25 protein-coding genes and 2 rRNA genes are annotated in these 26,203 nt (G+C 60.2%); 24 read left to right on the forward strand and 3 right to left on the reverse strand.

Annotated elements, in window-relative coordinates:
• The 15 genes from DLM86_RS06610 to DLM86_RS06685 all read left to right on the forward strand — a co-directional run.
• Positions 1-173 (forward strand): 23S ribosomal RNA (locus DLM86_RS06610); the annotation flags it as partial.
• Positions 174-390: 217 nt separating this feature from the next.
• A 5S ribosomal RNA gene (gene rrf, locus DLM86_RS06615) occupies positions 391-507 on the forward strand.
• A gap of 359 nt (positions 508-866) precedes the next feature.
• The gene (locus DLM86_RS06620) at positions 867-1,493 is read left to right on the forward strand and encodes a chromate transporter (RefSeq protein WP_158289362.1); all 627 of its coding nucleotides are present in this window, start codon (positions 867-869) and stop codon (positions 1,491-1,493) included.
• Positions 1,494-1,512: 19 nt separating this feature from the next.
• Complete coding sequence (locus DLM86_RS06625; RefSeq protein WP_110839212.1) at positions 1,513-2,049, forward strand: chromate transporter; 537 nt, start codon at positions 1,513-1,515, stop codon at positions 2,047-2,049.
• Complete coding sequence (locus DLM86_RS06630) at positions 2,042-3,244, forward strand: ROK family protein (RefSeq protein WP_110839213.1); 1,203 nt, start codon at positions 2,042-2,044, stop codon at positions 3,242-3,244. The genes DLM86_RS06625 and DLM86_RS06630 overlap by 8 nt, the downstream gene beginning before the upstream one ends.
• Positions 3,245-3,510: 266 nt before the next feature.
• Entirely contained in the window at positions 3,511-5,052 is a 1,542-nt protein-coding gene (rny, locus tag DLM86_RS06640; RefSeq protein WP_110839215.1) for a ribonuclease Y, read from the forward strand.
• Positions 5,053-5,140: 88 nt separating this feature from the next.
• Entirely contained in the window at positions 5,141-5,938 is a 798-nt protein-coding gene (locus DLM86_RS06645; protein ID WP_110839745.1) for a TIGR00282 family metallophosphoesterase, read from the forward strand.
• A gap of 184 nt (positions 5,939-6,122) precedes the next feature.
• Positions 6,123-6,383, forward strand: coding sequence for a stage V sporulation protein S (locus DLM86_RS06650; protein WP_006286829.1), 261 nt, complete (start codon positions 6,123-6,125; stop codon positions 6,381-6,383).
• A gap of 117 nt (positions 6,384-6,500) precedes the next feature.
• Positions 6,501-7,451 (forward strand): dipeptidase, encoded by a 951-nt coding sequence (locus DLM86_RS06655; RefSeq protein ID WP_110839216.1) that lies wholly within the window; start codon positions 6,501-6,503, stop codon positions 7,449-7,451.
• A 210-nt stretch (positions 7,452-7,661) separates the two neighbouring features.
• A complete protein-coding gene (locus DLM86_RS06660) occupies positions 7,662-9,392 on the forward strand; it encodes a 2-oxoacid:acceptor oxidoreductase subunit alpha (RefSeq protein ID WP_110839217.1) in 1,731 nt (576 codons plus the stop codon).
• Position 9,393: 1 nt separating this feature from the next.
• Complete coding sequence (locus DLM86_RS06665) at positions 9,394-10,263, forward strand: 2-oxoacid:ferredoxin oxidoreductase subunit beta (protein WP_110839218.1); 870 nt, start codon at positions 9,394-9,396, stop codon at positions 10,261-10,263.
• A gap of 137 nt (positions 10,264-10,400) precedes the next feature.
• Positions 10,401-10,979: a phosphate propanoyltransferase gene (pduL, locus tag DLM86_RS06670; RefSeq protein WP_110839219.1), complete on the forward strand. Its 579-nt coding sequence runs from the start codon at positions 10,401-10,403 to the stop codon at positions 10,977-10,979.
• Between the two features lie 112 nt (positions 10,980-11,091).
• Positions 11,092-12,618, forward strand: coding sequence for a tRNA (N6-isopentenyl adenosine(37)-C2)-methylthiotransferase MiaB (miaB, locus tag DLM86_RS06675; protein ID WP_110839220.1), 1,527 nt, complete (start codon positions 11,092-11,094; stop codon positions 12,616-12,618).
• 127 nt (positions 12,619-12,745) lie between these two features.
• A complete protein-coding gene (locus tag DLM86_RS06680) occupies positions 12,746-13,165 on the forward strand; it encodes a YlbF/YmcA family competence regulator (RefSeq protein WP_110839221.1) in 420 nt (139 codons plus the stop codon).
• Between the two features lie 169 nt (positions 13,166-13,334).
• Positions 13,335-13,820, forward strand: a complete 486-nt coding sequence (locus DLM86_RS06685) for a low molecular weight protein-tyrosine-phosphatase (protein ID WP_110839746.1) — start codon at positions 13,335-13,337, stop codon at positions 13,818-13,820.
• A gap of 54 nt (positions 13,821-13,874) precedes the next feature.
• Here DLM86_RS06685 and DLM86_RS06690 read toward each other — a convergent pair whose 3' ends face one another.
• A complete protein-coding gene (locus DLM86_RS06690) occupies positions 13,875-15,290 on the reverse strand; it encodes a hypothetical protein (RefSeq protein WP_110839222.1) in 1,416 nt (471 codons plus the stop codon).
• Between the two features lie 293 nt (positions 15,291-15,583).
• Here DLM86_RS06690 and DLM86_RS06695 point away from each other — a divergent pair, with 293 nt between their 5' ends.
• The 4 genes from DLM86_RS06695 (at position 15,584) to DLM86_RS06710 (ending at position 17,962) form a co-directional block, all read left to right on the forward strand.
• Entirely contained in the window at positions 15,584-16,108 is a 525-nt protein-coding gene (locus tag DLM86_RS06695; RefSeq protein ID WP_110839223.1) for a mismatch-specific DNA-glycosylase, read from the forward strand.
• Positions 16,105-16,611, forward strand: a complete 507-nt coding sequence (locus DLM86_RS06700; protein WP_110839224.1) for a metallophosphoesterase family protein — start codon at positions 16,105-16,107, stop codon at positions 16,609-16,611. Before DLM86_RS06695 ends, DLM86_RS06700 begins: the two co-directional genes overlap by 4 nt.
• A 35-nt stretch (positions 16,612-16,646) precedes the next feature.
• The gene (locus DLM86_RS06705; protein ID WP_110839225.1) at positions 16,647-17,465 is read left to right on the forward strand and encodes a protein phosphatase 2C domain-containing protein; all 819 of its coding nucleotides are present in this window, start codon (positions 16,647-16,649) and stop codon (positions 17,463-17,465) included.
• 98 nt (positions 17,466-17,563) lie between these two features.
• The gene (locus DLM86_RS06710) at positions 17,564-17,962 is read left to right on the forward strand and encodes a hypothetical protein (RefSeq protein ID WP_110839747.1); all 399 of its coding nucleotides are present in this window, start codon (positions 17,564-17,566) and stop codon (positions 17,960-17,962) included.
• Positions 17,963-17,968: 6 nt separating this feature from the next.
• Here DLM86_RS06710 and yiaK read toward each other — a convergent pair whose 3' ends face one another.
• A complete protein-coding gene (yiaK, locus tag DLM86_RS06715; protein ID WP_211326491.1) occupies positions 17,969-18,979 on the reverse strand; it encodes a 3-dehydro-L-gulonate 2-dehydrogenase in 1,011 nt (336 codons plus the stop codon).
• Positions 18,980-19,110: 131 nt separating this feature from the next.
• Here yiaK and DLM86_RS06720 point away from each other — a divergent pair, with 131 nt between their 5' ends.
• The 4 genes from DLM86_RS06720 to DLM86_RS06735 are packed head-to-tail and all read left to right on the forward strand — an operon-like array spanning position 19,111 to position 22,655.
• Positions 19,111-19,857: a glucose 1-dehydrogenase gene (locus DLM86_RS06720; RefSeq protein WP_110839226.1), complete on the forward strand. Its 747-nt coding sequence runs from the start codon at positions 19,111-19,113 to the stop codon at positions 19,855-19,857.
• Between the two features lie 17 nt (positions 19,858-19,874).
• Positions 19,875-20,504, forward strand: a complete 630-nt coding sequence (locus DLM86_RS06725; RefSeq protein ID WP_245954386.1) for a GNAT family N-acetyltransferase — start codon at positions 19,875-19,877, stop codon at positions 20,502-20,504.
• Positions 20,505-20,535: 31 nt separating this feature from the next.
• Entirely contained in the window at positions 20,536-21,873 is a 1,338-nt protein-coding gene (locus DLM86_RS06730; RefSeq protein ID WP_110839227.1) for an MFS transporter, read from the forward strand.
• 59 nt (positions 21,874-21,932) lie between these two features.
• Positions 21,933-22,655, forward strand: a complete 723-nt coding sequence (locus DLM86_RS06735; protein ID WP_110839228.1) for a hypothetical protein — start codon at positions 21,933-21,935, stop codon at positions 22,653-22,655.
• A 28-nt stretch (positions 22,656-22,683) separates the two neighbouring features.
• Here the strand turns inward: DLM86_RS06735 and DLM86_RS06740 are convergent, their stop codons facing one another.
• On the reverse strand, positions 22,684-23,163 hold the full coding sequence (locus DLM86_RS06740) for a hypothetical protein (protein ID WP_110839229.1): 480 nt from the start codon (positions 23,161-23,163) through the stop codon (positions 22,684-22,686).
• Positions 23,164-23,604: 441 nt separating this feature from the next.
• Between DLM86_RS06740 and DLM86_RS06745 the strand changes: the two genes are divergently transcribed.
• Entirely contained in the window at positions 23,605-25,956 is a 2,352-nt protein-coding gene (locus tag DLM86_RS06745) for a glycosyl hydrolase family 28-related protein (RefSeq protein ID WP_110839230.1), read from the forward strand.
• The last annotated feature ends 247 nt before the right edge of the window (positions 25,957-26,203 follow it).

The following is a 26,203-nucleotide window of genomic DNA, read 5'->3' on the forward strand; positions in this document are numbered from 1 at the left end:
GTAGCTACGTACGGTCGGGATAAGCGCTGAAAGCATCTAAGCGTGAAGCCCCCCTCAAGATGAGATTTCCCAATTCGTAAGACCCCTGGTAGACGACCAGGTTGATAGGTTCGGGGTGGAAGCGCCGTAAGGCGTGCAGCTGACGAATACTAATCGGTCGAGGGCTTATCCTCAAACCCCCCACAAAGTGACGTGATGCTTCGCAGCAGCACCGATTACTTTGCGAGGGGGCCCGGAAGACCCATTCCGGGTAACTCGATCCAGCTTCAAACTCAATTCTTTCGCATCCGGTTTTCAGGGCGCAAGAGGACCCCCAAAGTGACGATTAGCTTCGACGTTAATCCGAATACTTTGCGGGGAGCCCCGATTGAGCCTGTATAATGCAATTCGTTTGGTGATGATGGCGGAGGGGATCCACGCGTTCCCATCCCGAACACGACCGTTAAGCCCTCCAGCGCCGATGGTACTTGGACCGCAGGGTCCTGGGAGAGTAGGACGTTGCCAAGCGAAGCGAAGAACCGCAATTTTCATTGCGGTTCTTCGCTGTTTTCGAAAGGAATCGTACGGACAGTGGGGAAGCTAAATCCGTTCAATCACGAAGGCGAAAGAAGAAGCGCACGCCGCCGATCATAACGACGATTTCGAGATTGCACCGCTCGTCGGTCGTTTGGTAAGAAAAAGATGATTTCGGATCAGAAAACATGGAATTATTTCAAAATGAATGAAAGGTATTCGTAATGGAAGTTGTTCCACGCCGTTCAGTGCTCCATTTTTCGGGAAATAGGAAATAAACGAATATCTTTATTCCAAAATGAAAGAAAGTCGTTTATACTACAAATAGAGACATGACGAGAGGGACGATGGGGATGGAGAAGCTCGGAACGCGATGGAGACGGTTATGGCCGATTTTCTGGACGTTTTGTCGCATCGCTCCGATTACGTTCGGCGGCGGTTATGCGATGATACCGGTGCTCGAGCGCGAAGCGGTACAGAAGCGCCGGTGGATCGAGCAGGAAGATATAACGGACGTGCTGGCCGTCTCCCAGACGGTTCCCGGGGCGGTCGCGCTGAATGCCGCATCGTTCGTCGGCTTCCGCGTCGCCGGCGTCGGCGGAGCGATTGCGGCCGTGCTCGGCATGATGCTCCCCACCTTTCTGATTGTCATCGGTTTGGCCGCGTTGCTGCTCGCGTTCCAGGATAACGCGAAAGTGGCGGCCGCGCTTCAAGGGATGAAGCCCGCCGTCATCGCCATGATCGTCTACGCGGGTTACCGCATATCCCGAACGTCGATCACCGACAAACCGACGGCGGCGATCGCCCTCGTCGGCGCGTTCGTCCTGCTGCAGAAGCTCGTATCCCCGATCGCCGTCATCGTGCTTGGCGCGATCGCGGGCGTTCTGATCGGCGGCTGGCGGCACAGGCACGGATACGAGACGAGCCGGCCCCAAACGTATTATACCGACCCCGACTATTTCATCGGAGAAGGAATCTAATGCCGGGAGGCGTTTCGCCATGCTTTGGGAACTGTTCGCCACGTTTTTGATGATCGGTTTCGTCTCGGTGGGCGGCGGTTACTCGATGATACCGGTAATCGAGCATGAGGCGATTTCGCGCGGATGGATGAACGCGGAATCGTTTTCTGATATGATTGCGGTAGCGGGTGCATCGCCGGGCCCGATCGCTACGAATACCGCCATTATGGTCGGTTACGAAGCGGACGGTTGGCTCGGCGCGGCCGTTTCCGCGATCGCCATGACGCTGCCGTCGCTCTTGATCGTTATCGTCGTAGGCTTGCTGTTCGCCAAATTCCATCATCATCCGACGGTGGAATCGGCGTTTTACGGCTTGCGGCCGATCGTGGCGGCTCTCATTTTATACGCGGCTTACCGGATGCTGATGACGGGAGGCGCCGCGTTCGCGTTCGATTGGAAAACGGCTTGCTTCCTCGCCATATTCGCCGGAGCGTTTCTCGCCCTGATGCGCTATCGCGTCCATCCGTTGGCGGTGATTGCGGTTTCCGGTCTGGTGGGTGTCGCGTTGTATGCCTAATTTGGAAGATTGGATCCCGAACCGGAAGGCGAAGCCTATTTTCGCCGAAATCCGGCGCAGGGGCGTCGTATCGAAATTCGACCTGCTTGAAATGAGCGGGCTGACGTCCAGCACGCTGACGCGGATGCTCGAAGAGCTGGCCACGTCGGGCTGGATTGAGGAAAGCGGCTTGGGCGAATCGTCCGGCGGACGAAGACCGCTCTTGTATCGGCTCAAGCACGATCGCGGCTACGTACTCGGGTTGGACGTATCGCGCGCGTCGACCCGGCTCGTCCTGTGCGATCTGCAGCTGGAGAAAATCGATTCCGCGTCGTGGCAAATGACGGAACGGATGACGCCCGATCGGCTGCTGCAAGAGATCGAGGCGGCCGCGAACAAGATGATCGCGAAGCATGGCCTCGATCGGGGACGTCTGCTCGGGATCGGCATCGGAGCCGTCGGACCGGTCGACCGGACGAACGGTACGATGCTGAACCCGCTTTATTTTCCCGCAGAGGGATGGAGTCAAGTGCCGATCGGACCGAAGCTCGAGCGAATGCTGGGCGTTCCCGTTCTGCTTGACAACGGCGCGAATACGGCGCTTCTCGCCGAATATTGGGCCGGCTCTCAGCAATATCGCCACTTGCTCTACGTCCGCGCCGGCGTCGGCCTCCGTTCCGCGATGATGTCGAACGGCCAGCTTGTGTACGGCGCCGTCGATATGGAAGGCTCGGTCGGGCACATGATCATCCAGACCGACGGACCGCCGCACCCGGAACGGCCGCACGTGTTCGGCTGCCTCGAATCGTTCGTTTCGATCCCCGTGCTCGAGAAGCAGGCCGCCGCCAAGCTGAAGCAGGGGAGACGCAGCGTGCTGACCGACTGGGTCGATCGCCCGGACGACGTCGGCTTCCATCATTTGCTCAAGGCGTTGTCGGCCGACGACCGGCTCGTGACCGAGCTGTTTACGCAAGCGGCTACTTATTTCGGCATCGGCCTGTCCAATTTGCTTAATATTTTGCATCCCGAGAAGGTCATTTTGGGCGGCCCGCTCATAACGAGCAACGAGCTGTTTTATCAGATCAGCACGCAGGTCGCTTTGAAAAACACGTTATATTACCCGACGTATCCCGTCACGTTTTCGCGCGGCAAGCTGTCCGACGACGCCCTGGCCGTCGGAGCGGCGGCGATGGTCGTCGACCGGCTGACGTCGTGAAAACGTTTTACGCATGCATTTGTTGTTGCTTGACAAGCCTCTTTTGCAAAAGATAAAATGGGGTTGTACACGCGTTTTCGCCGGATTTCGCCTTTTTTTCCTTTTATGCAGGATTTCGCCGCCGACGATTACGGCGGAAGTCCGCGGAATGCGTGCCGTTTTACCGGGCGATAGCCGGGGTTTTCATGAACTGGAAAGTGAATCGGAATAAAAAACCGAATATCCCAAGCTAACCCCTTGGAGGCTTCAACGAGGAGGTGAACAAGATGGAGCTCTTCATCTGGATCGTGATCGTTCTCGTTGTTGGCGCAATATGCTTTGGGATTGGTTATTTTATCCGCAAGTCCCTCGCCGAGGCGAAAATTTCCAGCGCCGAAGAAGCTGCCCGTCAGCTGATCGAATCGGCCAAGAAAGAGGCCGACGCGCAGAAGAAGGAAGCGGTGCTGGAAGCGAAGGACGAGATTCATAAACTTCGCGCCGAAGCTGAAAAAGACATTCGTGAACGTCGGAATGAAACTCAACGGCAAGAAAGACGATTGTTGCAAAAAGAGGAAACGCTGGATAAAAAATTGGAATCTCTGGAGCGTAAAGAAGAGCAGGTCGCCAACAAAGAGAAACGAATCGAAGAAACGCAAGCCCAGATCGATCAGCTGTACCGCAGTCAAGTCGCCGAGCTGGAGCGGATTTCGGGGCTGACGATGGACGAAGCGAAGCATATCATTCTGTCCTCCGTCGAGCAGGAAGTTCGCCACGAGACGGCGCAAATGATCAAGGACATCGAGAATCAGGCGAAGGAAGAGGCCGAGAAGCGGGCCCGCGAAGTCATTACGCTGGCGATCCAGCGATGCGCAGCGGACCATGTGGCCGAGACGACGGTCTCCGTCGTCGCCCTGCCGAACGAAGAGATGAAAGGCCGCATCATCGGCCGCGAGGGCCGGAACATCCGGGCGCTCGAGACGTTGACCGGCATCGACCTGATCATCGACGATACGCCGGAGGCGGTCATCCTGTCCGGCTTCGATCCGATTCGCCGGGAAATCGCCCGGACATCGCTCGAGAAGCTGGTGGCCGACGGCCGGATCCATCCCGCGCGCATCGAAGAGATGGTCGAGAAGTCGCGCAAGGAAGTCGACGAGCGGATTCGCGAGTACGGCGAGCAGGCGACGTTCGAAACCGGCGTTCACGGATTGCATCCGGACCTGATCAAAATATTGGGCCGGTTGAAGTTCCGGACGAGCTACGGCCAAAACGTGCTCAAGCACTCGATGGAAGTCGCTTACTTGACGGGACTGATGGCCGGCGAGCTCGGAGAGGACGTCACGTTGGCGAAACGTGCCGGACTGCTTCACGATATCGGCAAAGCGCTTGACCACGAAGTCGAGGGCTCCCACGTCGAGATCGGCGTCGAAATCGCCAAGAAGTACAAGGAGCATCCGGTCGTCGTCAACTCGATCGCTTCTCACCACGGCGATTGCGAAGCGACTTCGGTCATCGCCATGCTCGTCGGAGCCGCGGATGCATTGTCCGCCGCAAGGCCGGGCGCGCGTCGCGAAACGCTGGAGACGTACATCAAACGGCTCGAGAAGCTCGAGGAGATTACCGAATCGTTCGAGGGCGTCGAGAAGTCGTACGCCATCCAGGCGGGCCGCGAAGTACGCGTCATGGTGCAGCCGGAGAAAATCGACGATACCGAAGCGTTCCGTTTGGCGCGCGACATTACGAAGAAGATCGAGAGCGAGCTCGACTATCCGGGCCACATCAAAGTGACGGTCATCCGGGAAACCCGCGCAGTCGAGTACGCGAAGTAAAGAAACGAATCATACGATCGAACGATTGCGAGAAGTGGCCTTCTGTCGGCCACTTCTCCTTTCTTTTGCCAACGAGGAGGAGATTTCCATTCGGATTTTGTTTATCGGCGATATCGTCGGAGGCTCCGGCCGTCGCGCGGTCAAGGCGATGCTGCCCGAGCTGAAAAAAAAGTACGACCCCGCCTTCATCGTCGTCAACGGCGAAAATTCGGCCGGCGGACGCGGCATTACGGCGCAGATCGCCAAGGAGCTGTACGAGCAAGGCGTGCACGGCATTACGATGGGCAACCATACGTGGGACAACAAAGACATCTTCAACTTCATCGACGAGGACGACCGGATGGTCCGTCCGGCCAACTACCCGCCGGGTACGCCGGGGAACGGCTACGCCGTGTTGAAAAACCGCGACGGCAAGGAGCTGGTCATCGTCAACGTCATGGGCCGCTCGTTTCTCCCGCCTCTCGACTGTCCGTTTCAGACGATCGATTCGATCCTGGACAAGCTAAAGAAAAAGCATAAGTATGTTTTCGTCGACTTTCACGCCGAGGCGACGTCCGAGAAAATCGCGATGGGCTGGCATTTGGACGGCAAAGTGTCCGCCGTCGTCGGCACGCATACGCATGTGCAGACGCACGATGAACGGGTGCTGCCGCAAGGGACCGCCTACGTCACCGACGTCGGCATGACCGGAGCGAGAGACGGCGTGCTCGGCATGGAGCGCGAGGCGGTGCTGCACAAGTTCCGGACACAGCTGCCCGTCCGATTTACCGCGGACGAAGGGAAGTGGCAGTTCCACGCGGTCGTCGTCGACGTCGACAACGATACGGGGCTCGCGAAGCGGATCGAATTGATCCGGCGATTCGAAACGGAAGCGGTTTTCGAATAGATGGCGTGGAACGGTGCTTGATGGGTCGATAAGCCGATTCCTACTGAAATTGCCAAATTGCGCGAATTGACAGAAACTTTCGAAATATTGTGCGGGGCAGGCCTCCGGGAAGAAGGAATTATTTGCGGCATGCGCGAATAGGGTAGTAGTGGAATTCATCCATCATTCCCGAGGAGGTCTTGCCATGGAAGTATTAAAAGTTTCAGCAAAGTCCAATCCAAACTCCGTAGCTGGTGCATTGGCCGGCGTTTTGCGCGAACGCGGGGCGGCCGAGCTGCAAGCCATTGGCGCAGGTGCACTGAATCAAGCTATCAAAGCAGTAGCGATCGCACGAGGATTCGTAGCACCGAGCGGGGTCGACCTGATCTGCATTCCGGCGTTTACGGACATCGTCATCGACGGTGAAGATCGTACGGCCATCAAGCTGATCGTGGAACCTCGGTAAGGAACGGTTGATTTCCATGACTTTACCACCCGGATGAAAGCTCCCCGCAAGGAGCTTTTTTTGCTGGATTGAACGAATAGAACGAATGAAGGAGAAAATCGGAAGGGAGCGGATCCCATGACCATTATCGATGCGCATTGCGACGTGCTCGGCAAGCTGCTGCTCGAGCCGACGCTCGACTTTGCCGGGAACGACCCGTCGCTCGACGTGACGATGCCAAAGCTTCGGCAGGCGGGCGTCCTGATGCAGCTGTTCGCCATCTGGATACCGGAGCGGGTGGACGAGCCGGGGTTCAAGCACGTGCTGCATTCGGCCGAGCTGTTCCGGGACAAGGTCGTCGGACAGGCCGGAATGGCGCTTGTGCGGACGTCGGAAGATTTGACCCGAGCGGCCGCCGGCGGAACGCCGGGCGCGATGCTGACGATGGAAGGCGCGGACGCGCTCGCCGGCAGCATGGAGCGGCTGCGCGCCGCCTACGACCTCGGCGTGCGCTGCCTGGGGCTGACATGGAACTACGCGAATTGGGCCGCGGACGGCGTGCTGGAGCCGCGTAACGGGGCGTTGACGTTGAAAGGGCGCCGGCTAGTTGCCGAATGCAATGCGATGGGCATCATAATCGATGTATCGCACCTGGCCGAGCGCGGCTTCTGGGAAGTGGCGGAACGGAGCGAGCGGCCGTTCGTCGCGTCGCATTCGAACGTGCTGGAGCTGTGCGGCCATCCGCGCAATTTGAATCGGGAGCAGATTCGCTGCATTGCGAGCCGCGGCGGCGTCATCGGAATCAACTTTTTTCCGCCGTTTTTGAGGACGGACGGACCGGCCGCGATCGACGACGTCGTCCGACATATCGAAACCGCTCTTGAATGGGGCGGAGACCGGGCTGTCGGACTCGGCTCCGATTTCGACGGCATCGGCTCGAAGGTGGAAGGGCTCGAAGACCCTACCGGCTACGAAAAACTGGCGGAAGCGCTCGCGAAACGGTTGACGGACGAGCAGACCGAGCGCGTCCTGTACCGGAACTGGTATGAATTTTTTGTGTCGGAGCTGCCGAAAACAGAATGCAACTGAAATAATCAATCTATTTTGGAGATTGATTTCGATCTAAAAAAGCTATGTTTAATTTCTCGCATTTCGCTTGCTTTTTCCTGTCCAAAGGCATAAAATCTTAACGGATGATAAGGAATTGTTAACGGTTTAGCGCTTACAAAATAACCGGGAAACGCGGAATATACGTTCCGAAAATCGTCTCCAGGTACACAGTTCAAAGGAGTGGACGTTGTGATCGAGCAATTGTCGTGGAAAGTCGGGGGGCAGCAAGGGGAAGGCGTCGAAAGTACGGACCGCATTTTCTCCACCGCCTTGAATCGTCTTGGCTACTATCTGTACGGGTATAGACATTTCTCTTCCCGGATTAAGGGAGGACACACGAACAACAAGATCCGGATCAGCACGAAGCCGATGCGGGCGATTTCCGACGACCTGGACATTTTGGTCGCCTTCGACCAAGAGACGATCGACTTGAACGCGCATGAGCTTCGCAAAGGCGGCGTCGTCGTCGCGGACGCGAAATTCAATCCGGTACTGCCTGAAGGAATCGACGCACGACTGTTCCCGGTGCCGATTACGGCTATCGCCGAAGAGCTGGGAACGGCGCTGTTTAAAAATATGGCGGCTTCCGGCGCTTCGTGGGCGCTGCTCGGCTTGCCGCTCGAAGTGTTCAACAAAGCCGTAGAAGAAGAGTTCGGCCGCAAAGGTCCGGCCGTCGTCGAGAAAAACCTCGAAGCGGTCAAGCGTGCCGCCGACTTCGTCATCGAGCTCGCCGGCGGGCCGCTGGAAGATTTCAAGCTGGCCGAAGCGGACGGCAAGCAAAAGCTGTTCATCATCGGGAACGACGCCATCGGTCTCGGCGCAATCGCGGCGGGATGCCGCTTCATGCCCGCGTATCCGATCACGCCGGCTTCCGAGATTATGGAATATTTGATCAAGCGTCTGCCGAAATTCGGCGGAACCGTTATCCAAACCGAGGACGAAATCGCGGCCGTCACGATGGCCATCGGCGCCAACTACGGCGGCGTACGCGCTTTGACCGCATCCGCGGGTCCCGGCTTATCGCTCATGATGGAAGCGATCGGCCTCGCCGGCATGACCGAAACGCCGGTCGTCATCGTCGACACCCAGCGCGGCGGACCGAGCACCGGTCTTCCGACGAAGCAGGAGCAATCCGACTTGAACGCGCTCGTCTACGGCACGCACGGCGAGATTCCGAAAATCGTCATCGCGCCGAGCACCGTGGAAGAATGCTTCTACGACACGATCGAAGCGTTCAACCTGGCCGAGAAATTCCAATGCCCGGTTATCATCATGACCGACCTGCAGCTGTCGCTCGGGAAGCAGTCGTCCGAGCTGCTCGATTACAATAAAATCGTCATCGACCGCGGCAACCTTGTCACCGATGTGCCGGCGCTCGAGGACGGCAAGCTGTTCAAGCGTTACGAGTTTACGGAAAACGGCATTTCCCCGCGCGTACTGCCGGGCGAAAAGGGCGGCCTGCACCACGTGACCGGCGTCGAGCACGACGAGACGGGACGTCCGTCGGAAAGCCCGATCAACCGTCAAAAAATGATGGATAAGCGTCTGTCCAAGCTGAAAAACTTGAAGCTGGCCAACGCGATCGTCGCCGACGCGCCGCACGACAACGCCGATCTGCTCATCATCGGCATGGGCTCGACCGGAGGCACGATCGACGAGGCGAGAGCGCGTCTGGAGAAAGACGGCATCACGTCGAACCATGCGACCGTCCGCCTGATCCATCCGTTCCCGGCCGAAGAAGTGGCCGCGCAAATCGCGAAGGCGAAAAAAGTCGTCGTCGTCGAGAACAACGCCACCGGACAATTGGCAGACCAAATCAAGCTTCACGTCGGACACGACAAAATCGTCAGCATGCTGAAATACGACGGAACTCCGTTCTTGCCTTCTGAAATTCATAACTACTGCAAGGGGCTGAAATAAGATGGCGACATTAAAAGATTTCAGAAACAACGTAAAACCGAACTGGTGCCCGGGCTGCGGCGACTTCGCCGTACAAGCCGCCATCCAGCGCGCGGCCGCCAACGTCGGGTTGGAGCCTGAAAACTTGGCTGTCGTATCCGGTATCGGCTGCTCCGGACGTATTTCGGGTTACATTAACTGCTACGGCTTCCACGGCATTCACGGCCGTTCGCTGCCGATCGCGCAAGGGCTGAAAATGGCCAACCGCGAGCTGACGGTCATCGCCTCCGGCGGCGACGGTGACGGCTTCGCCATCGGTCTCGGCCATACGGTTCACGCGATTCGCCGCAACATCGACATGAGCTACATCGTCATGGACAACCAAATTTACGGGCTGACGAAAGGGCAAAACTCCCCGCGCAGCGCGAAAGGGTTCGTCAATGCGAAGTATACGCCGCAAGGCTCCATCGAGTCCGAGCTCGCTCCGCTCGAAATGGCTTTGGCCGCCGGCGCCACGTTCGTCGCGCAGTCGTTCTCGAGCAACCTGAAGCAGCTGACGACGGTGATCGAGGAAGGCATGAAGCATAAAGGGTTTTCGTTCATCAACATCTTCAGCCCGTGCGTCACGTTCAACAAGTTCAACACGTACGAGTGGTTTAAGGAAAACATCGTCGACCTCGACGAAATTCCGGACTATAACCCGAACGACCGGGTGATGGCGATGACGAAGATCATGGAAACGAACGGCATGCTCACCGGTATCATTTACCAGAACAAAGAAAAGCAAAGCTACGAAGAGATGGTTCCGGGCTTCAAGCCGGAGGCGCTCGCGAAGCAAAACATGAAAATTACCGAAGCCGAATTCGAAAAGCTCGTTGCCGAATTCAAATAATAGTTCGATGCGAAAGACATGTGATGCGACTCACATGTCTTTCGTCATATCCGTGGTAAACTTATAGACGAGGCCATACATACCGATACTAAGCACCAGATCGACTTGATGCGGTTGATAAGGAAGGAGACAGCACGATGAATGCGAAAATCGTTCCGGTCGGCGTGTCCGCACGCCATATTCATTTGACGAGAGAACATATCGACATTTTGTTCGGGGTGGGGTACGAGCTGAAGCCGTTAAAGCCGCTATCGCAGCCGGGGCAGTTCGCGGCCGAAGAGACGGTGGCGATCGTCGGCCCGAAGGGAAGATTCGATAAAGTGCGCATCCTCGGTCCGGCGCGGCGAGCGTCGCAAATCGAAATATCGCGCACGGACGCGTTCCAGCTCGGCGTCGATGCGCCGGTGCGGGAATCGGGCAACATCGAGGGTACGCCCGGGATGACGGTGATCGGACCGGCGGGGGAAGTCGCCTTGGAACGGGGCGTCATCGTCGCCGCCCGCCACATTCACTTTCAGACGAAGGAGGCGGCCGCCTGGGGCATCGCGGACAAGCAGCTATTGAAGGTACGGGTCCACGGCGAGCGGCCGCTCGTATTCGAGGACGTCATCGCGCGCGTCTCGGACGATTTCGCCTTGGACCTGCATATCGATACGGACGAAGCGAACGCGGCGGGTGTCGCGACCGGCGGCCGCGCGGAAATCGTGGACGCGTAAGGGGGGCGCGGCGTGCGGATCCCTTTTCTCGGTACGGAATGGGGATTCTGGCTCCGTGCCGATTTTTTTTGTCAGAAGGGGCGGATCGATGGTATAATTGAATAATGACTGAATGCAGGGAGGAAGTGACGAATTGAACAAGGATTCGACGATTTCGGGCACGAAGCAAGCGAAGTCCGATAAGGACTATTCGATATATTTCCAACCGCCTTCGTTGAAAGAGGCGAAGAAGCGGGGCAAGGAAGACGTCCAGGTCCGGTACGAATCGGCCATTCCGGACGACATGAAGACGATCGGCAAAGGACGGAAGTATTTGATCCGCACGTTCGGCTGCCAGATGAACGAGCACGACACCGAAGTGATGATGGGGATGCTCGAGGAGATGGGGTACGAGCCGACGGAGGACAAGCTGGAAGCCGACGTCATCCTGCTCAATACGTGCGCCATCCGGGAAAACGCCGAAGATAAAGTGTTCGGCGAGCTGGGTCACCTGAAATCGCTGAAGCAGGAGAAGCCTTCGCTCCTTCTCGGCGTCTGCGGCTGCATGTCGCAGGAGGAGTCGGTCGTCAATCGGATCATGCAGAAGCATGCCTTCGTCGATATCATCTTCGGCACGCACAACATCCATCGGCTGCCGGTATTGATCAAGGAAGCGTACTACGGCAAAGAGATGGTCGTCGAGGTGTGGTCCAAGGAAGGCGACATCATCGAGAATTTGCCGAAGAAGCGCGAAGGGATGAAGGCTTGGGTCAACATCATGTACGGGTGCGACAAGTTTTGCACGTACTGTATCGTCCCGTATACGCGAGGCAAGGAGCGGAGCCGCCGTCCGCAGGACGTGTTGGCCGAAATTCGCGATTTGGCGCGCAAAGGGTTCAAGGAAATTACGCTTCTCGGCCAAAACGTCAACGCCTACGGCAAAGATTTCGACGATATCGACTATTCGTTCGCGGACTTGATGGACGACGTCCGCAAAATCGACGTGCCTCGCATCCGATTCACGACGTCGCATCCGCGCGATTTCGACGACCATCTGATCGAGGTGCTGGCGAAGCGGGGCAATCTCGTGGAGCATATCCATCTGCCTGTCCAGTCCGGCAGCACCGAGGTGCTGAAGCGGATGAGCCGCAAATATTCGCGCGAGCTGTACCTCGAGTTGGTCGGCAAAATCAAGCGGGCCATTCCGGACGTCATGCTGACGACGGATATTATCGTCGGCTTCCCGGGCGAGACGGACGAGCAGTTTGAGGAGACCATGTCGCTCGTACGCGAAGTGCGGTACGATTCCGCCTTTACGTTCATTTACTCGCCGCGCGACGGCACGCCGGCCGCCGACATGGAGGATAACGTGCCCGAGCAGGTGAAGAAGGAGCGTCTGACCCGACTGAACGAGCTGCTGAACCAGATCAGCCGGGAGAAAAACGAGCAGCTGCGCGGCCAGACGGTCGAAGTGCTCGTCGAAGGCGAAAGCAAAACGAACCCGGACGTGCTGTCCGGCCGGACGCGCACGAACAAGCTCGTTCATTTCCGCGGACCGAAGGAGCTGGCCGGACGTTTCGTTCACGTGACGATTACCGAGCCTCAGACGTGGGTACTGAAGGGCGAGCTGGTGGCGGAGGACGCGGCGCGCGTCGTGTAAGGCAAAACCACATACAAAGCGATGAAGAGGGTAGGGGTGAGCGGAGATGGCAGCAGGACAAGGGGCGCACGCCCACGATCACGACCATGGACACGGTCACGGTCACACATGCGACATTCACGACAATATGGAGCGGTATACCGCTACCGAATTGATCGTACGCGAAGATATTATGGAGAAGGCGAAGGAGTTGGCCGGACTCCTCTCGACGTCGGACGAAGTCCGTTTTTACCGGCAGGCGGAGAAGCAGGTGCAGGGCAACGCGGAGATTCAAGAGCTGATCAAGCTGATCAAGAAACGGCAAAAGGAAGCCGTCGCGTTCGAGACGTTCCAGAACCGGAAAATGGTCGACAAAATCAACGGCGAAATCGAAGAGCTGCAGGACAAGCTGGACGCATATCCGATCGTCTCCCAGTTCAAGCAGGCGCAGGAGGATATCAACTACTTGCTCCAGCTCGTCGTAGGAGTCATTCGCGATACCGTTTCGGAAAAAATTCAGGTGGAAGAAGGAACGGCCGACGTTTCCACGGGCAATTGCAGCGAATGAACGAAACGGCGGCGCCGTATTCGGAGAAAGGAGGTACGATGCTTCGCGACGGCATTCGGTCGCGGGGCGTCGGCCTTTTTTATTTCAACGGTCGGACGAGAGAGGTTGGAAAAGCCCGTGCACCTGACCGCATAATCATGGATCTAAAAGAATGGGAGGCGTTTCGAACGTGATTCGGGTATTATTCGTATGTTTGGGCAACATTTGCCGCTCGCCGATGGCGGAGGCGGTGTTTCGCCACAAGGTGAAGGAGGCGGGGCTGGACGGCCGGATCCGCGTCGATTCCGCCGGTACGGGCGATTGGCACGTCGGACGCCCGCCGCACGAAGGAACGCGTCGGCTGCTCGACCGCAAACGCATCGATTGGCAAGGCATGACGGCGCGACAAGTGACGAAGGATGATTTGGCCGAGTTCGACTATATCGTCGCGATGGACGGCAGCAACTTGTCCAACTTGCGCGAGATGGCGGCGGAACGGGGGGACGGGTCGGAAGCGAAGCTGTACCGGCTGCTCGATTTCGTCCCCGAGAAGAAGCTCAACGACGTACCGGATCCCTATTATACGGGCAATTTCGAGGAAGTGTACGACCTGGTCGACGCCGGCTGCGGCGCCCTGCTGGACAAAATCCGCCGCGAATCGCTCGAGCGAGGCTGATCGACATCGAGGAGAAACGGACGAAAGCTCCGACGCGGGCCGGAGCTTTCTCGGTCAGATCAGGAACATGGCGACGATCGTCGTCACGACGAGGCCGATGATGACCGGCTTCAAGTTGCGCCGGGCAAGCTCGAACGGGTCGACGCCGCATATAGCGGCCGCCGGGATAAGCGCCCACGGCACGAGCGTCCCGCCGCCGACCCAGATGCCGGCGATTTGTCCGAGCGCCGTCAACGTGGCGATGCCGGAGCCGATCGCCGCGGCGAACAGGTGGGCGATGGAGCCGGCGAGCGATATGCCGGAGAAGCCGGAGCCGTCGAGTCCGGTTATCGCGCCGACCGTCGTCAGGGTCACGGCGCTAACGCCGGTATTGATCGGCACGGACTGCGCGAGGGCGAGGCCGAGGTCGTTGACGATGCCGTGCGATCCTTCGGGCAGCACCTTCCCGAAAATATCGACGAAGGCGGCGTCGCCCAAGTAAAAGAAGGCGGCGATCGGGATGACCGGTCCGAACACTTTGAAGCCGAACAAAAATCCTTCGATCAAGTACGACGTCGTGCGCTCGAGACCGTCTTTGCGGTGCGATACGAGCGACAGGACGAGCATGATGAGCAGCGCGGTTCCGCCGATGAGCGCGGTCGCATCGCCGCCCTGCAAGTTCAGACGGAACATGGCGACGATGTCGAGGGCGAACAGGAGCGGAATGGCGATCGCCGCGATTCGCCGCACCGTCATCGGAAGCGGATTCGCGGGCGGGAACGATGCGGCGCCCGCGACCGAATCGGCCGCCGTAGGCGCGGCTCGGCCGGTCGCCATCGTGAGCCGGCCCGCTTTCATGTCGCGCCGCATGTACCAGTAGGCGACGACGGTCGTCACGGCGCCCATGACGAGCACGAGCGGGACGCTGGCGCCGATAACGTCGGATACCGGAATGCCCGCCGCGTCGGCGGTCAGCTTCGGCGCTCCTTGAATGACGAAGTCGCTCGACAGCGCGATGCCGTGTCCGAACAGGTTCATCGAGACCGCGACCCCGAGAGCGGGCAATCCGGCGCGGATCGCCACGGGGAGCAGCACCGCGCCCACGAGCGCGACGGCGGGGGACGGCCAAAAAAACCACGAGATGACCATCATGACGATCCCGATGACCCAATAGGCGAGCGCCGGAGAACGAATGAGCCGGGCTACCGGGGAAATCATCAATTCGTTGATGCCGGTACGGATCATAATTTTGCTGAGCGCGACGATGAGCGAGATGACGAGGATCGTTCCGATCAATTCCTTGATGGCATAAATGAAACTGGCGAACAGGCCGCCGACCGAGTGGCTGACCGATTCGGTCGCCAGCAAGCCGAGCGCCGTTATGCCGACGACGCAGACGGCGGTCGTATCGCGGCGCATCACCATGAAGCCGATGATGAGCACGACGAACGCCAAATAAACCCAATGCAGCGAAACGAGCGAGACGTCCATGCGCGGAACACCTCCATAAAAGGGGTTACAAGCTACGTATTTCAGTGTATGCGGGGCGGCGTCATGTGTGTTTGCGGAGAATGTCCGGCGAACAGTGGGGAGATGGTCTCGCCTAACGGAGCATCGAAGGGGCGGTTCGGCCGGGTTGGGCGCGTCCGTTCACGATATGACGGAAGTCGTTCGGCGCGCCGGAAAGGTCCCTATCGACCGGAACGTATGGTATAATGGATGGACATCGTCGGCACGCATGCGAATGCGCGTTCGTCAATCGGACCGAAGGAGGAGGAAGGCGATTGAATCCGATTCCCGACCATCTCGACTACGGCCTCTCCGTCCTGTTCGTCGGCTTCAACCCGAGCGTGCGGTCCGGCGAGACGGGACATCATTACGCGAATCCGAACAACCGGTTTTGGACCATTCTGCACGAAGCCGGACTGACTCCGCGCAAATATAAGCCGGAGGAAGACGGCGAGCTGCTCCGTCTCGGCTACGGCTTCACGAATATCGTCGACCGTCCGACGAAGACGGCGGCCGAAATTACGAAGGACGAATACAAAGCCGGCCGTCTGCGGCTGATCGACAAGATCGCGACGTACCGGCCGAAGGTCGCCTGTTTCGTCGGCAAAGGCGTCTACGAGCAGTACAGCGGACGGAAGGACGTCGACTGGGGCGAGCAGCCGGAACCGGTCGTACCGGGCGTCGTCGAATTCGTCGCGCCGTCGTCCAGCGGCCTCGTCCGCATGAGAACCGGCGAAATCGTCGATATTTTCAAACGGTTGAAGCGGTATACGGAGCAAGACGGGAGGGGAAGGGAATGATCGTCGGAGTCGTATCCGATACGCATATGCCGGCACGTGCCCGCAAGCTGCCGTCCGCCCTCGTCGAAGGGCTGAAGGGAGCGGATCTCATCCTGCACGCGGGCGATTGGGTGTCGTCCGACGTCTGCGAGGAGCTGGCGCAGCTCGCGCCGATCGAGGGCGTGTACGGCAACGGCGACGGCGGGGACATCGTGAGTCGGTTCGGCGCTCGAAAAACGCTCGATCTCGACGGTGTCCGGGTCGGACTCGTGCACGGCCATGAAGGCCCGGGTCGCACGACGCCGGAGCGGGCGCTGTTCGCCTTCCGCGAGGAGCTGCCGCCCGACGTGATCGTTTTCGGCCACTCGCACGTTCCGCTGCTTGAGCAGGTCGGGGGCACGACGCTGTTCAACCCGGGCTCGCCCACGGACAAGAGGCGGCAGCCGCTCTATTCGTACGGTATTCTCACGATTCGGGGCGGGACGTTTACGGCCGAGCATCGTTTTTTTGCCGATCGCGACTAAAGCGAATTCCGCTGGCGGAAGGAGAAGAAGCAAGCATGCCTATGCAAATCCGACATTATTCGAAGCCGAGTCCGCAAAAAAGCGAAGGGGAAGACGCGCTGGCGCTTAACCCGCACCGCGGCTTCTACGGCGTCATGGACGGCGTGACTCCGATCGCCGACTATCGGGACGCGAACGGCCATAACGGCGCCTATTTGGCTTCGAATATCTTGAAAGCGTACTTGGAACGACCGGACGGCTCCGGAAGCTTGCTCGAGGAGGTGCGGGCGGCCAATCGGGCTTTGCGGGAGGCGATGGTCGATGCGGGGATCGATTTGTCGCGGAAGCACGAGCTGTGGGCGTCATGTCTTGCGGTCGCGCACGTGACGGAGGAAGGCGTTCGCTTCGCCCAAACCGGCGATTGCATGATCGTGGCGAAGTTCGCCGACGGGAGCGTGCGCGTTTTGACCGAAAACCGGGTGAACGGCGTCAGCGCCAGGGCGAAGGCGAAGCGCGCGGCCGACCGTGAACGAGGGCTGCCCGTCGAGGACGAGAGCCATTACGAGGAGCTGTACAACGTGCTCGCGTACAATCGGTCCGTCATGGCGAACACGCCGGAAGGCTACGGCGTCGCGAACGGCACGGAGGAGGCGGCCGAGCATATCCGCGCCGGCTTCGTCCAGGCGTCGGAGCAGCCGACCGATCTGCTGCTCGTTTCGGACGGGATGTTCCATCCCGGCGTTCCGCTCGAGACGACGTTGGAACAAATCGTGCAGGAAGGCTTCGAAACGTATGTGGAGCGGGTGGAAGCGGCCGAACGGGAGCGGGGGATGCGACCGGACGACCGATCCGCCGTTCTGCTGCAATGGCGCTAGCCGACGAACCCGGCCACACATCGGCAATCGCGCATCTCGCGCATCTCGCGCGTCGGCAACGCCATTCGCATACGAACACGGCAGAGGAGGGCATCGACGTGAATCCCGATTTCATCAAACTGAAGCCGCTGGAAGGCGAATTGAAGCTGTCGCATAAAAAGCCGCATTTCGGCATTACCGTCTCGACGAAGGAAGTCGTGCTGCATAAGCCGCATGTGAACTACTACTTGAATTTGGAAGATATCGTCAGCATTACGCCGTTCGAGACGAAGCCGTCCCCGCAAGTCCGGCTCGTCAGCAGGCAGACCGCCAGCCACGAGGTCGTCCAAGCGGGGGACGGGACGCCGCATTACAACGTATTCGTGAAAAAAGCGACGCTCCATAACCGGAGCGGACTGTTCTCGCTCGGCGCGATGCGCTTCGTCATCCCGATCCATCACGAGCTGATGAACATGATCGGACTGCTCGGCCGATGGGACGTGGCGCTTGACATGTAGGCCGCGTCAGTCGGCGTCCAGCTCCAGCACGCGCCGCCAAATCGCCGGGTCGACGGGGATGCCTTCGCGCAAGTTGCGCTCGCGGATGCGAACCGTTCCTTCCCCCGGGTACCGCGGTTGGCCGCCATGCTCGTCCGGCGCCGCGGCGTGCAGATCGTCGATCATCGCGTTCACCTTGTCGCGCAGCGCCTCTTGATCGGGAAGACGGGCCGCGTCGATGGCGATGAACACCTGCGACAAATCGCGTTCGACGCCGAGACGCCCCATATCCATCGCGGCGTTGCCGCCGGACAGCATCGTGACGATGAGATCGAGCGCGAACGACAAGCCGGAGCCTTTCCAGAAGCCGATCGGCATCGCCCGTCTCGTCTCGAGTATGGCCGCCGCGTCGCGCGTCGGATTGCCGTCGCGGTCGAAGCCGCCGTCCACGGTGAGCGGCTCGCCGCTTTGCGCGTGGATGCCCATTTTCCCGTACGAGAATTGGGACATGGCGACATCGAGCACGATCGGACCTTCCGGCCGCGGGACGGCGAACACGATCGGGTTGTTGCCGAGCTTGTTCTCCATGGAGCCCCACGGCGGCATGTTCGGAATCGTATTCGTCCAGCATAGGCCGATGCAGCCCTGCTCGGCGGCTTGCCAGCCATAGCTGCCCGCGCGCATCCAATGGTTCGTGTTGCGGATGGCGACGCAGCCTACGCCGTGCAGCTTGGCCAGCTCGATCGCGCGCCCCATCGAGAAGTGGGCATTCAAGTTGCCCGGGCCGGAACGGCCGTCCCATCGCTCCAGCACGCCCAGCCGTTCCAGCGCTACCGGCTCCGCCGCGGCTTGGACGTACCCTTTGCGAATATACTCGATAAAGAGAGGAAACCGGTTCAGGCCGTGGGAATAGACGCCGTCCCGGCTCGCTTCCGCGAACAGCCGGGCGCACAGCTCCGCCCGATCCGGCGTAAAGCCGTTCCGCATCAGCACGGACCGGAACCGGCCGGCCATTTCTTCGTACATCACTCGCACCATGCTCAACTCCTTTGGGTATTCGTCGCGACGATCACGCGAAAAATAAAGGTGCCGCTATCGACCAGTATAGCAAAACGGCGGCGCCGCGTCTGCGGATCGAGTCATTTTGAAAGGAAAGGAAAGGGATTCGGATGAGCCCGATGAAACAAGTGGCGGTTGTGACCGGCGCCGGCAGCGGGATCGGCAAAGCGGTATCGGCGGATTTCGCGGCACGAGGTTACGGCGTCGTCGTAGCCGAGCTGGACGCGGAAGCGGGCGAGCGGCAGGCGGCCGCCATCCGGGAAGCCGGCGGCTCGGCGATTTTCGTGCGGACGGACGTCCGCCGCGAGCCGGACGTCGTCCGGCTGATGGAGGCGGCCGTCGAAGCGTACGGCACGATCGACGTGCTGATCAACAACGCCGGCGTCTCGCGCTGGAAGCCGGTTTACGAGCTGACGGCGGACGAGTGGGACGACGTGCTGGGCACGAATTTGCGCGGCTCGTTCCTATGCGCACGAGAGGCGGCGAAGGTGATGCGGCGCGGCGGCGGAGGGGCGATCATCCAAATCGCCTCCACGCGGGCGATGATGTCCGAGCCGCATTCGGAGGCGTACGCCGCGTCCAAGGGCGGGATCGTCGCGCTGACGCACGCGCTTGCCGTCTCGCTCGGACCGGACGGGATCCGGGTCAACTGCATCAGTCCGGGCTGGATCGAGACGGGCGACTACGAGGCGCTTCGCGACGTCGATCACCGCCAACACCCGGCGGGACGCGTCGGCACGCCGGAGGACGTCGTACGGGCGTGCCGATATTTCGCCGATCCCGGCAACGATTTCGTGACCGGCACGAATTTGGCGATCGACGGCGGCATGACCCGGAAAATGATATACGAGCCGTGAAGGGAGAGCGATAGTTGATGAGCGACCGCGCGCAGCACCAGCCGAACGGAGCCGACGGGGCGGCCGGTTCGGGCGAACCGGAAGTGACGGCCGATACGAAGTACGTGGAGCTGTTCATGATCCGCCCGCATTTCCGCGATATTCCGCAGCCGGCTTGGCCCGACGGGTACGCGATCCGGCGTTTTCGGGCGGGCGACGAGCGCCATTGGGCGCGAATCGAGCAGGCGGCCGGCGAATTCAAGACGACGGACGACGCGCTGCGGAGGTTCCGGGACGAGTTCGGCCCCCACGTCGCCGAGATGGAGCGGCGCTGCCTGTTCGTCGTCGATCGGGACGGCGTGCCGGTCGGTACGACGACCGCATGGTACGGCCAATGGGACGGGGCGACGGCCGGCCGCATTCATTGGGTGGCCGTCGTGCCGGACCATCAAGGCCGGAAGCTGGCGAAGCCGCTGCTGGCGCAGGCGCTTCGGACGCTGGCCGAGGAAGGCCACGACCGGGCGTACTTGACGACGCAGACGACGAGCTGGAAGGCGGTCGGCCTGTATTTGAACTACGGCTTCGAGCCGGCGGTTCGCAAACCCGCCTGCGCCGAAGGTTGGGCGCTTGCCGGGAAAGCGCTGAACCGGACCATTCCGCTCGAGTAGACGAACCGACTAACGGATAACGGGGTGTAACATGAGAAGCAGATGGTTCGTCATGACCAGCATCGTGCTGGCCGTCTTGATTTCTTCGATCGATTCTACGATTACGAATACGACGGTGCCGCACATCGTCAAAGAGTTGGGCGGCTTCGAGCTGTACGCCTGGAGCTTCGTCGCCTACATGATTACGTCCACCGTGCTGACGCCGATCGCCGGACGGCTGTCCGACATGTACGGGCGAAAAAAAGTTTTCGCCGCCGGCATGATCGTGTTCCTGATCGGCTCGCTGCTGTGCGGCAGCGCGAACACGATGATTCAGCTCGTTCTGTTCCGCGCCGTCCAAGGCATCGGGGCGGGAATCATGAATCCGTTTCCGTCCATTATCGCGGGCGACTTGTTCCCGGTGGAGAAGCGGGGAACGGTGCAGGCGCTGTTCTCGGGCATGTGGGGCATATCCGCGGTGCTCGCGCCCCTGCTCGGCGCGGTGTTCGTCGAGTTCGCGAGCTGGCGCTGGATTTTTTACGTCAACGTCCCGGTCTGCATCGCGGCGATTCTATTGCTGATCCCGTACAAGGAAACGTATGTGCCGAAGCGAGCCTCCGTCGATGTGGCGGGAGCGGTGCTGTTCACCGCGTCGATCAGCCTGCTGCTGCTGCTCACCGTCGTGGACAAAGGCGTCGTCGTCTACGCCTTGGCCGGCGTGGCGCTGCTTGCGGCTTTCATCGCATACGAGCGAAAGCACCGTTCTCCGCTCATCCCGCTCGGCTTGTTCCGCAAACGGAATGTGACGTGGATGATCGCCAACACGTTTATCGCGTGCGCTTCGCTGTTCGGCACGTCCAGCTACATCCCGCTGTTCATGCAGGAGGTTCGCGGACACGAGCTGTTCGTGAGCGGGCTGCCGCTGCTCGGACAGGCGATCGGGTGGATGTTCGTCTCGGTGCCGGCCGGCAAATGGGTCGTCAAGTACGGCTATCGCAGACTGCTCGTCATCGGCAACGCGCTGCTGATCGGCTGCGGCGTCATGGCCGTCCTGCTGAACGCGGGAAGCGGGTTTGTCTACGTGTTCACGCTGATGTTCGTCCAAGGATTGGCCTACGGCCTCATCTTCACGGTGACGACGATCGGCGCGCAAGAGCTGGTCGGCCAGCATCAGCGGGGAATCTCCACGTCGATGCAGTTTTTCGCCCGCAACATCGGAACGGCGGTAGGGACGACGATCATGGGCGCTTACTTGACGCGTGCGCCGGATACGATGACCGGCATGCATCATTTGCTGCTGTACGGCTTCTGGACGTCGCTCGCCGCATTCGCCGCCGGCTTGTTCATCCAAACCGCCCGCGCGGCGCAAACGGAAGAACGGCCGGCTTGATCGCGAAAGGCCGCGGTACAAATCGGATAGCGGGAAATTAGGAAGGAGGGGACGATCGGATGAACGACCGGTTGGGCGGGAAACGAAGAAGGCTTCCGTTTGTCCTATCGGCGCTGGCGGCAATCGCCCTCACGGCGACAGCCTGTGCGCAAGTCATCGTCGATTGGGTCGACTTCGTCCGGTTGGACGGACGAACGTACGAAGCGCAGTGGGAGGCGGTCGTCGCCGATCCGTCCCGCATCGGCCAGGAGGTCGGCAGCGTCAAGCACATGCTGAACGGGAACGTCAAGCGGGCGAATTACAAGTCGAAGGACGGAGACGCCGCTTACTTGGATAAAGGGACGAAGCTGCTGTCGCTGACCGGGGTCGATGCCGAGGCGGCGGTCGTCGTCGCGGACGGCCGTTATCCGAACGGGTACAAAGTGTACGCGAACCGCGACGACGCCGGGATGCTCGAGCGGATACGGGCCGAGCCCGAGCCCGGAAAGACGGCGAAGGTCGATTGGATCCGCGAGGAAGGAACGTCCGTCGAGCCGTATCGGACGGTCGAGGGCGACGAGGCCGGGACGCTCGTCCGGCTGCTGGTTAGCCCCGCCGCCGAGCCCGAGCAGCGCGGCATCGGCTCCGGCGCCCAAGCCAGCTATTACTCCGCGGTCGTCTACACCGACTCGCCGTTCGCCGTCCGCATCCGAATCCGGTGTGAAACGGCGGGCTGCTACCGGCAGGACGACCGGTCCGGCAAGCTGCCGGACGAGGTGCGGGCTTTTCTCGAGCCGAGATGAACGCCCGCACCGCACTTGCTTGTTTTCATCAACGGTTCTTCAATATCGATTGCGACGCCGCCCATTCCAGCAGCCGGTCGACCGGCCCCCTGCCGCCCGTCACGGCATACCAGCCTCCCCCGATCTGAGCTATCATGCTCCGTTCGGGGTTTTTGCGTTGAACCGGCACGTACAGGACGAATTCGTTATCCCCGTACCGCGCATACACGTGATCGCCGATCGATTTTGCGTCGCCGTCCGTCAGCTTGCCGGAGACGGCCAGCGTCGGCAGCACGTCGTCCATGAGCCGCTGAATGGCGGCTCGTCCGTCCGGCGTCCATTCGGCGATCGCGCGGTTCGATTGGAAGTCCGGCGTCCGGCCGACCATGCCGGCAACGATGCCGGAAGCCTCCGCTTTTTCGGCAGGATCGAGCGTCTCCGTCCGAACACCGCGATCGTCGTCGCCGCAGCCGGCGGTTATCGGCAGGAGCAGCAGGAAGCACAATAGAACCAGAATCGGATTTCGCATCGACATCATCCTTTCGTCGGCTGGTCTGCAAGCCGTTTCGATCATGCAGACGGCCGGAAGGTGCGGATTGTTGCACCCGCCACGCAAAAGTACAAAAACGGCGAACGATAATCCAACACGAAGTGCAAAAAAAGCGGGCGATCGGATAAAGCTTTTCCGCTCGCTTCCGGCTACGATAACGGTATCTTCCACGAGTCGCTTCGTTCTTGCCGCCGCTCGCAAGATCACCCAGAACGCACCCCGCCGTTTCGCTCATTCTCCTCGGAAGCTTCTTTCACCGACGTACCGTCCGGCAGCCCGAAAAATGTAACCGCTTTATCCGTCCGCACCGACGTTTCCGCTCGCGATCGATCCGGCATTTCCGTCCGCACGAGGCCCGCATCCCGGTATGACGGCTTACTTCAGCCTTCATATAATTTGAGGTCGAATGGAGGAACGAGGATGAACGAAACGAACGAACCGGCGTCCGCCGCCATCGGAGGCGCCACCCCAGCTTTGCAAACCCAAACGAAAGGAGGGACGATGACGAATGAGACGGCGCAAGACGCCGGACAAGCCGCCGTGCGAGCGCCGGGCCGCCGCAAGCTGCTGCGTACGATCGGGATGGCCGGGGCGGCCGCCTTCGCCGGCAGCCTGCTCGGTCCGGGGGCGATGCGTACCGCCTATGCGGCGGGAGCCTATACGCTGACGACGATCGCCGCGCTGCGCGCGACGTCGGCCGCGCCGGATCCGGCGAATGTGTATTACGTGACGGACAAAGGACAAGAGGGCCATTTCTATTACGATCCGGCCGATACGACGTCCGCAGACAATACCGGCACCGTGCTGGCCGCCGCGGCGGGCTATCGGTTCAAGCGGATCGTCGAGTCCGAGACGTACAGCGTGAGATGGTTCGGGGCGAAAGGGAACGGGACGAACGACGACACGCAGCCGATTCGGGACGCCATTGCGGCCGTTTCCGCCGCGGGCGGAGGGACCGTCTTTTTTCCGCAAGGGACGTATATCGTGGCGCCGTCCGGCTCGACCCGCATCGATTTGAAAAGCTTCGTTCATTTGAACGGCGTCGGAGCGAAATCGGTCATCAAGGTGAAAAACAATCCGGGCGATTACGCCGCGATATTCGGCGCGCCTTCGTCGGTGCTGACGGAGCATGTGCGGATCAGCAACTTGAAATTCGACCAAAACCCGGCGAACAATACGACGTGCAATCTCGATACGACGCGGACGGATGCGAACTGGTATCAGTTCTGCATCATGCTGTACAACTACGATCATATCACGATCGACAATTGCATCTTCGATCCGGTTTGCGGCGTAAACGCCATTACGCTCAACAACGTCGCCTGTCGCAACGCGACGATCCACAATTGCTACTTTCATTTCGTCCGGGGCACCGGCACGCCGAACTACGACAATACGTCCGTTTATTTGAACGGCCGCAACCACACGGTGTCGCATTGCCGCTTCTACACCGAGATCGGGACCAAGGCGCTCGGCGCGATCGAGACGCATACGGGACAGAGCGTCATCGCGAACAACGTCTCGGAAAATTATTGCACCGGCATCAACTTGCAGGCGAGCGCGGACAGCGACCCGCACTGCGACATGACGATAACGGGCAATACGTTTTCGAACGCGAACCAGGGCATTCAGCTTTGGCCGCTCGGCGCGCATCCGATCAAAAACGTGACGATCGTCGGCAATACGATCAGCCTCGACAATCCGGGCCACAACCGGCAGACGACGGCGGGCATTACGAGCGCGGGCGCTTCGACCGATATCGGCGCCTTCGAAAACATCAACATTACCGGCAATACGATATTGTTCAAGGAGGAGCTGACGCAGCGGACGAGCACGTTTTACGAGGGGTTCGCCTACGGGATCGGGATCGCGAAAAATACGACGATCCGCGACGTGACGATCGCCAACAACGTAATCAAGTACGCGCCGTGCATCGGCATCCAGCTCGGCACGCCCGACCCGACCGCGACGAGCTGCATCGTCGAAAACGCGGCGATCACCGGCAACGTCATCGTCAATTCGGGCTGCTACCCGGCGCTGAACGAAACGGTGCGGGCCGGCATTATCCTGCGCAAGACGGTGCGCAACGCGAAGGTGTCCGGCAACTGCATCATCGACACGTACGACCCGTGCCGCTCCGTCTTCTCGATCCGGCTGAACGCCGGCGAAGGGACGTTTACGAACGTCGAGGTCGGCGGCAACTTCGTCCAGACGAAGCAGGGCGGACTGTACCTCGACCTCGCGTCGACGGTCGCGAATGCGGATGCCGCCAATCCGGTCAAGCTGTCGGCGGCCAATCCGCCGAACGCCGGCTCGTACACGGCGGGAGACGTCATCCTGACGAACGCCGCCGCCGCAACCGACGGCCAGACACCGGTCGGGTACAAATGCACGGCCAGCGGCACGTTCGGATCGATCACGGGCGTAACGGCGACCGGGACGAGCGGCACGTTCAAAATCGTCGTCGCCGGATCGGCGGCCGAGCTGGCCAAGCTGAAGGTCGGCCAATGGATCAGCATCGCGACGACGTCGGGAGCGGTCTCGAGGCAAATCGTCCGCATCGGCGGGACGGACGTCCGGCTGCACGCCTCGCTTCCGGCCGCCGTCTCCGGAGGGGCGGTCACGTTCACCGCTCCGGTGCTGAAGCCGTTCGGGGCGATCGGCGCAAACGCGGCGATCCCGAACGTGGCGGTCGCCAGCTTCGCCGCCGTAGAGGCGGAGCTGAACAAGCTGAAGCAGGCGATGCGCAGCTACGGCATCATCGCGCCGTGAACGAAGGCGGGGCTCCGAGCGGAGCCTCGCTTGTTTTTTTGCCTCGGCGGGAGACAGTTCAAGTGCAAAAAAAATGAACGAATGTCCAACCCGAAGTGCAAAAAGAACGCAAAATCCTCCAAAGCCTTCCCTTTTGTTCCACGTTATGATTACGGTAACAGCGCCGATGAAAACGGTTACGAAGCTTCGGCAAGCAGGCGCGGGCGGAAAGGGGACTGAAGCCGGATTGCGACGGGAACGGCCGCAG

This window comes from Paenibacillus flagellatus (genome assembly GCF_003217775.1).
Classification (GTDB): Bacteria; Bacillota; Bacilli; order Paenibacillales; family NBRC-103111; genus Paenibacillus_AB; species Paenibacillus_AB flagellatus.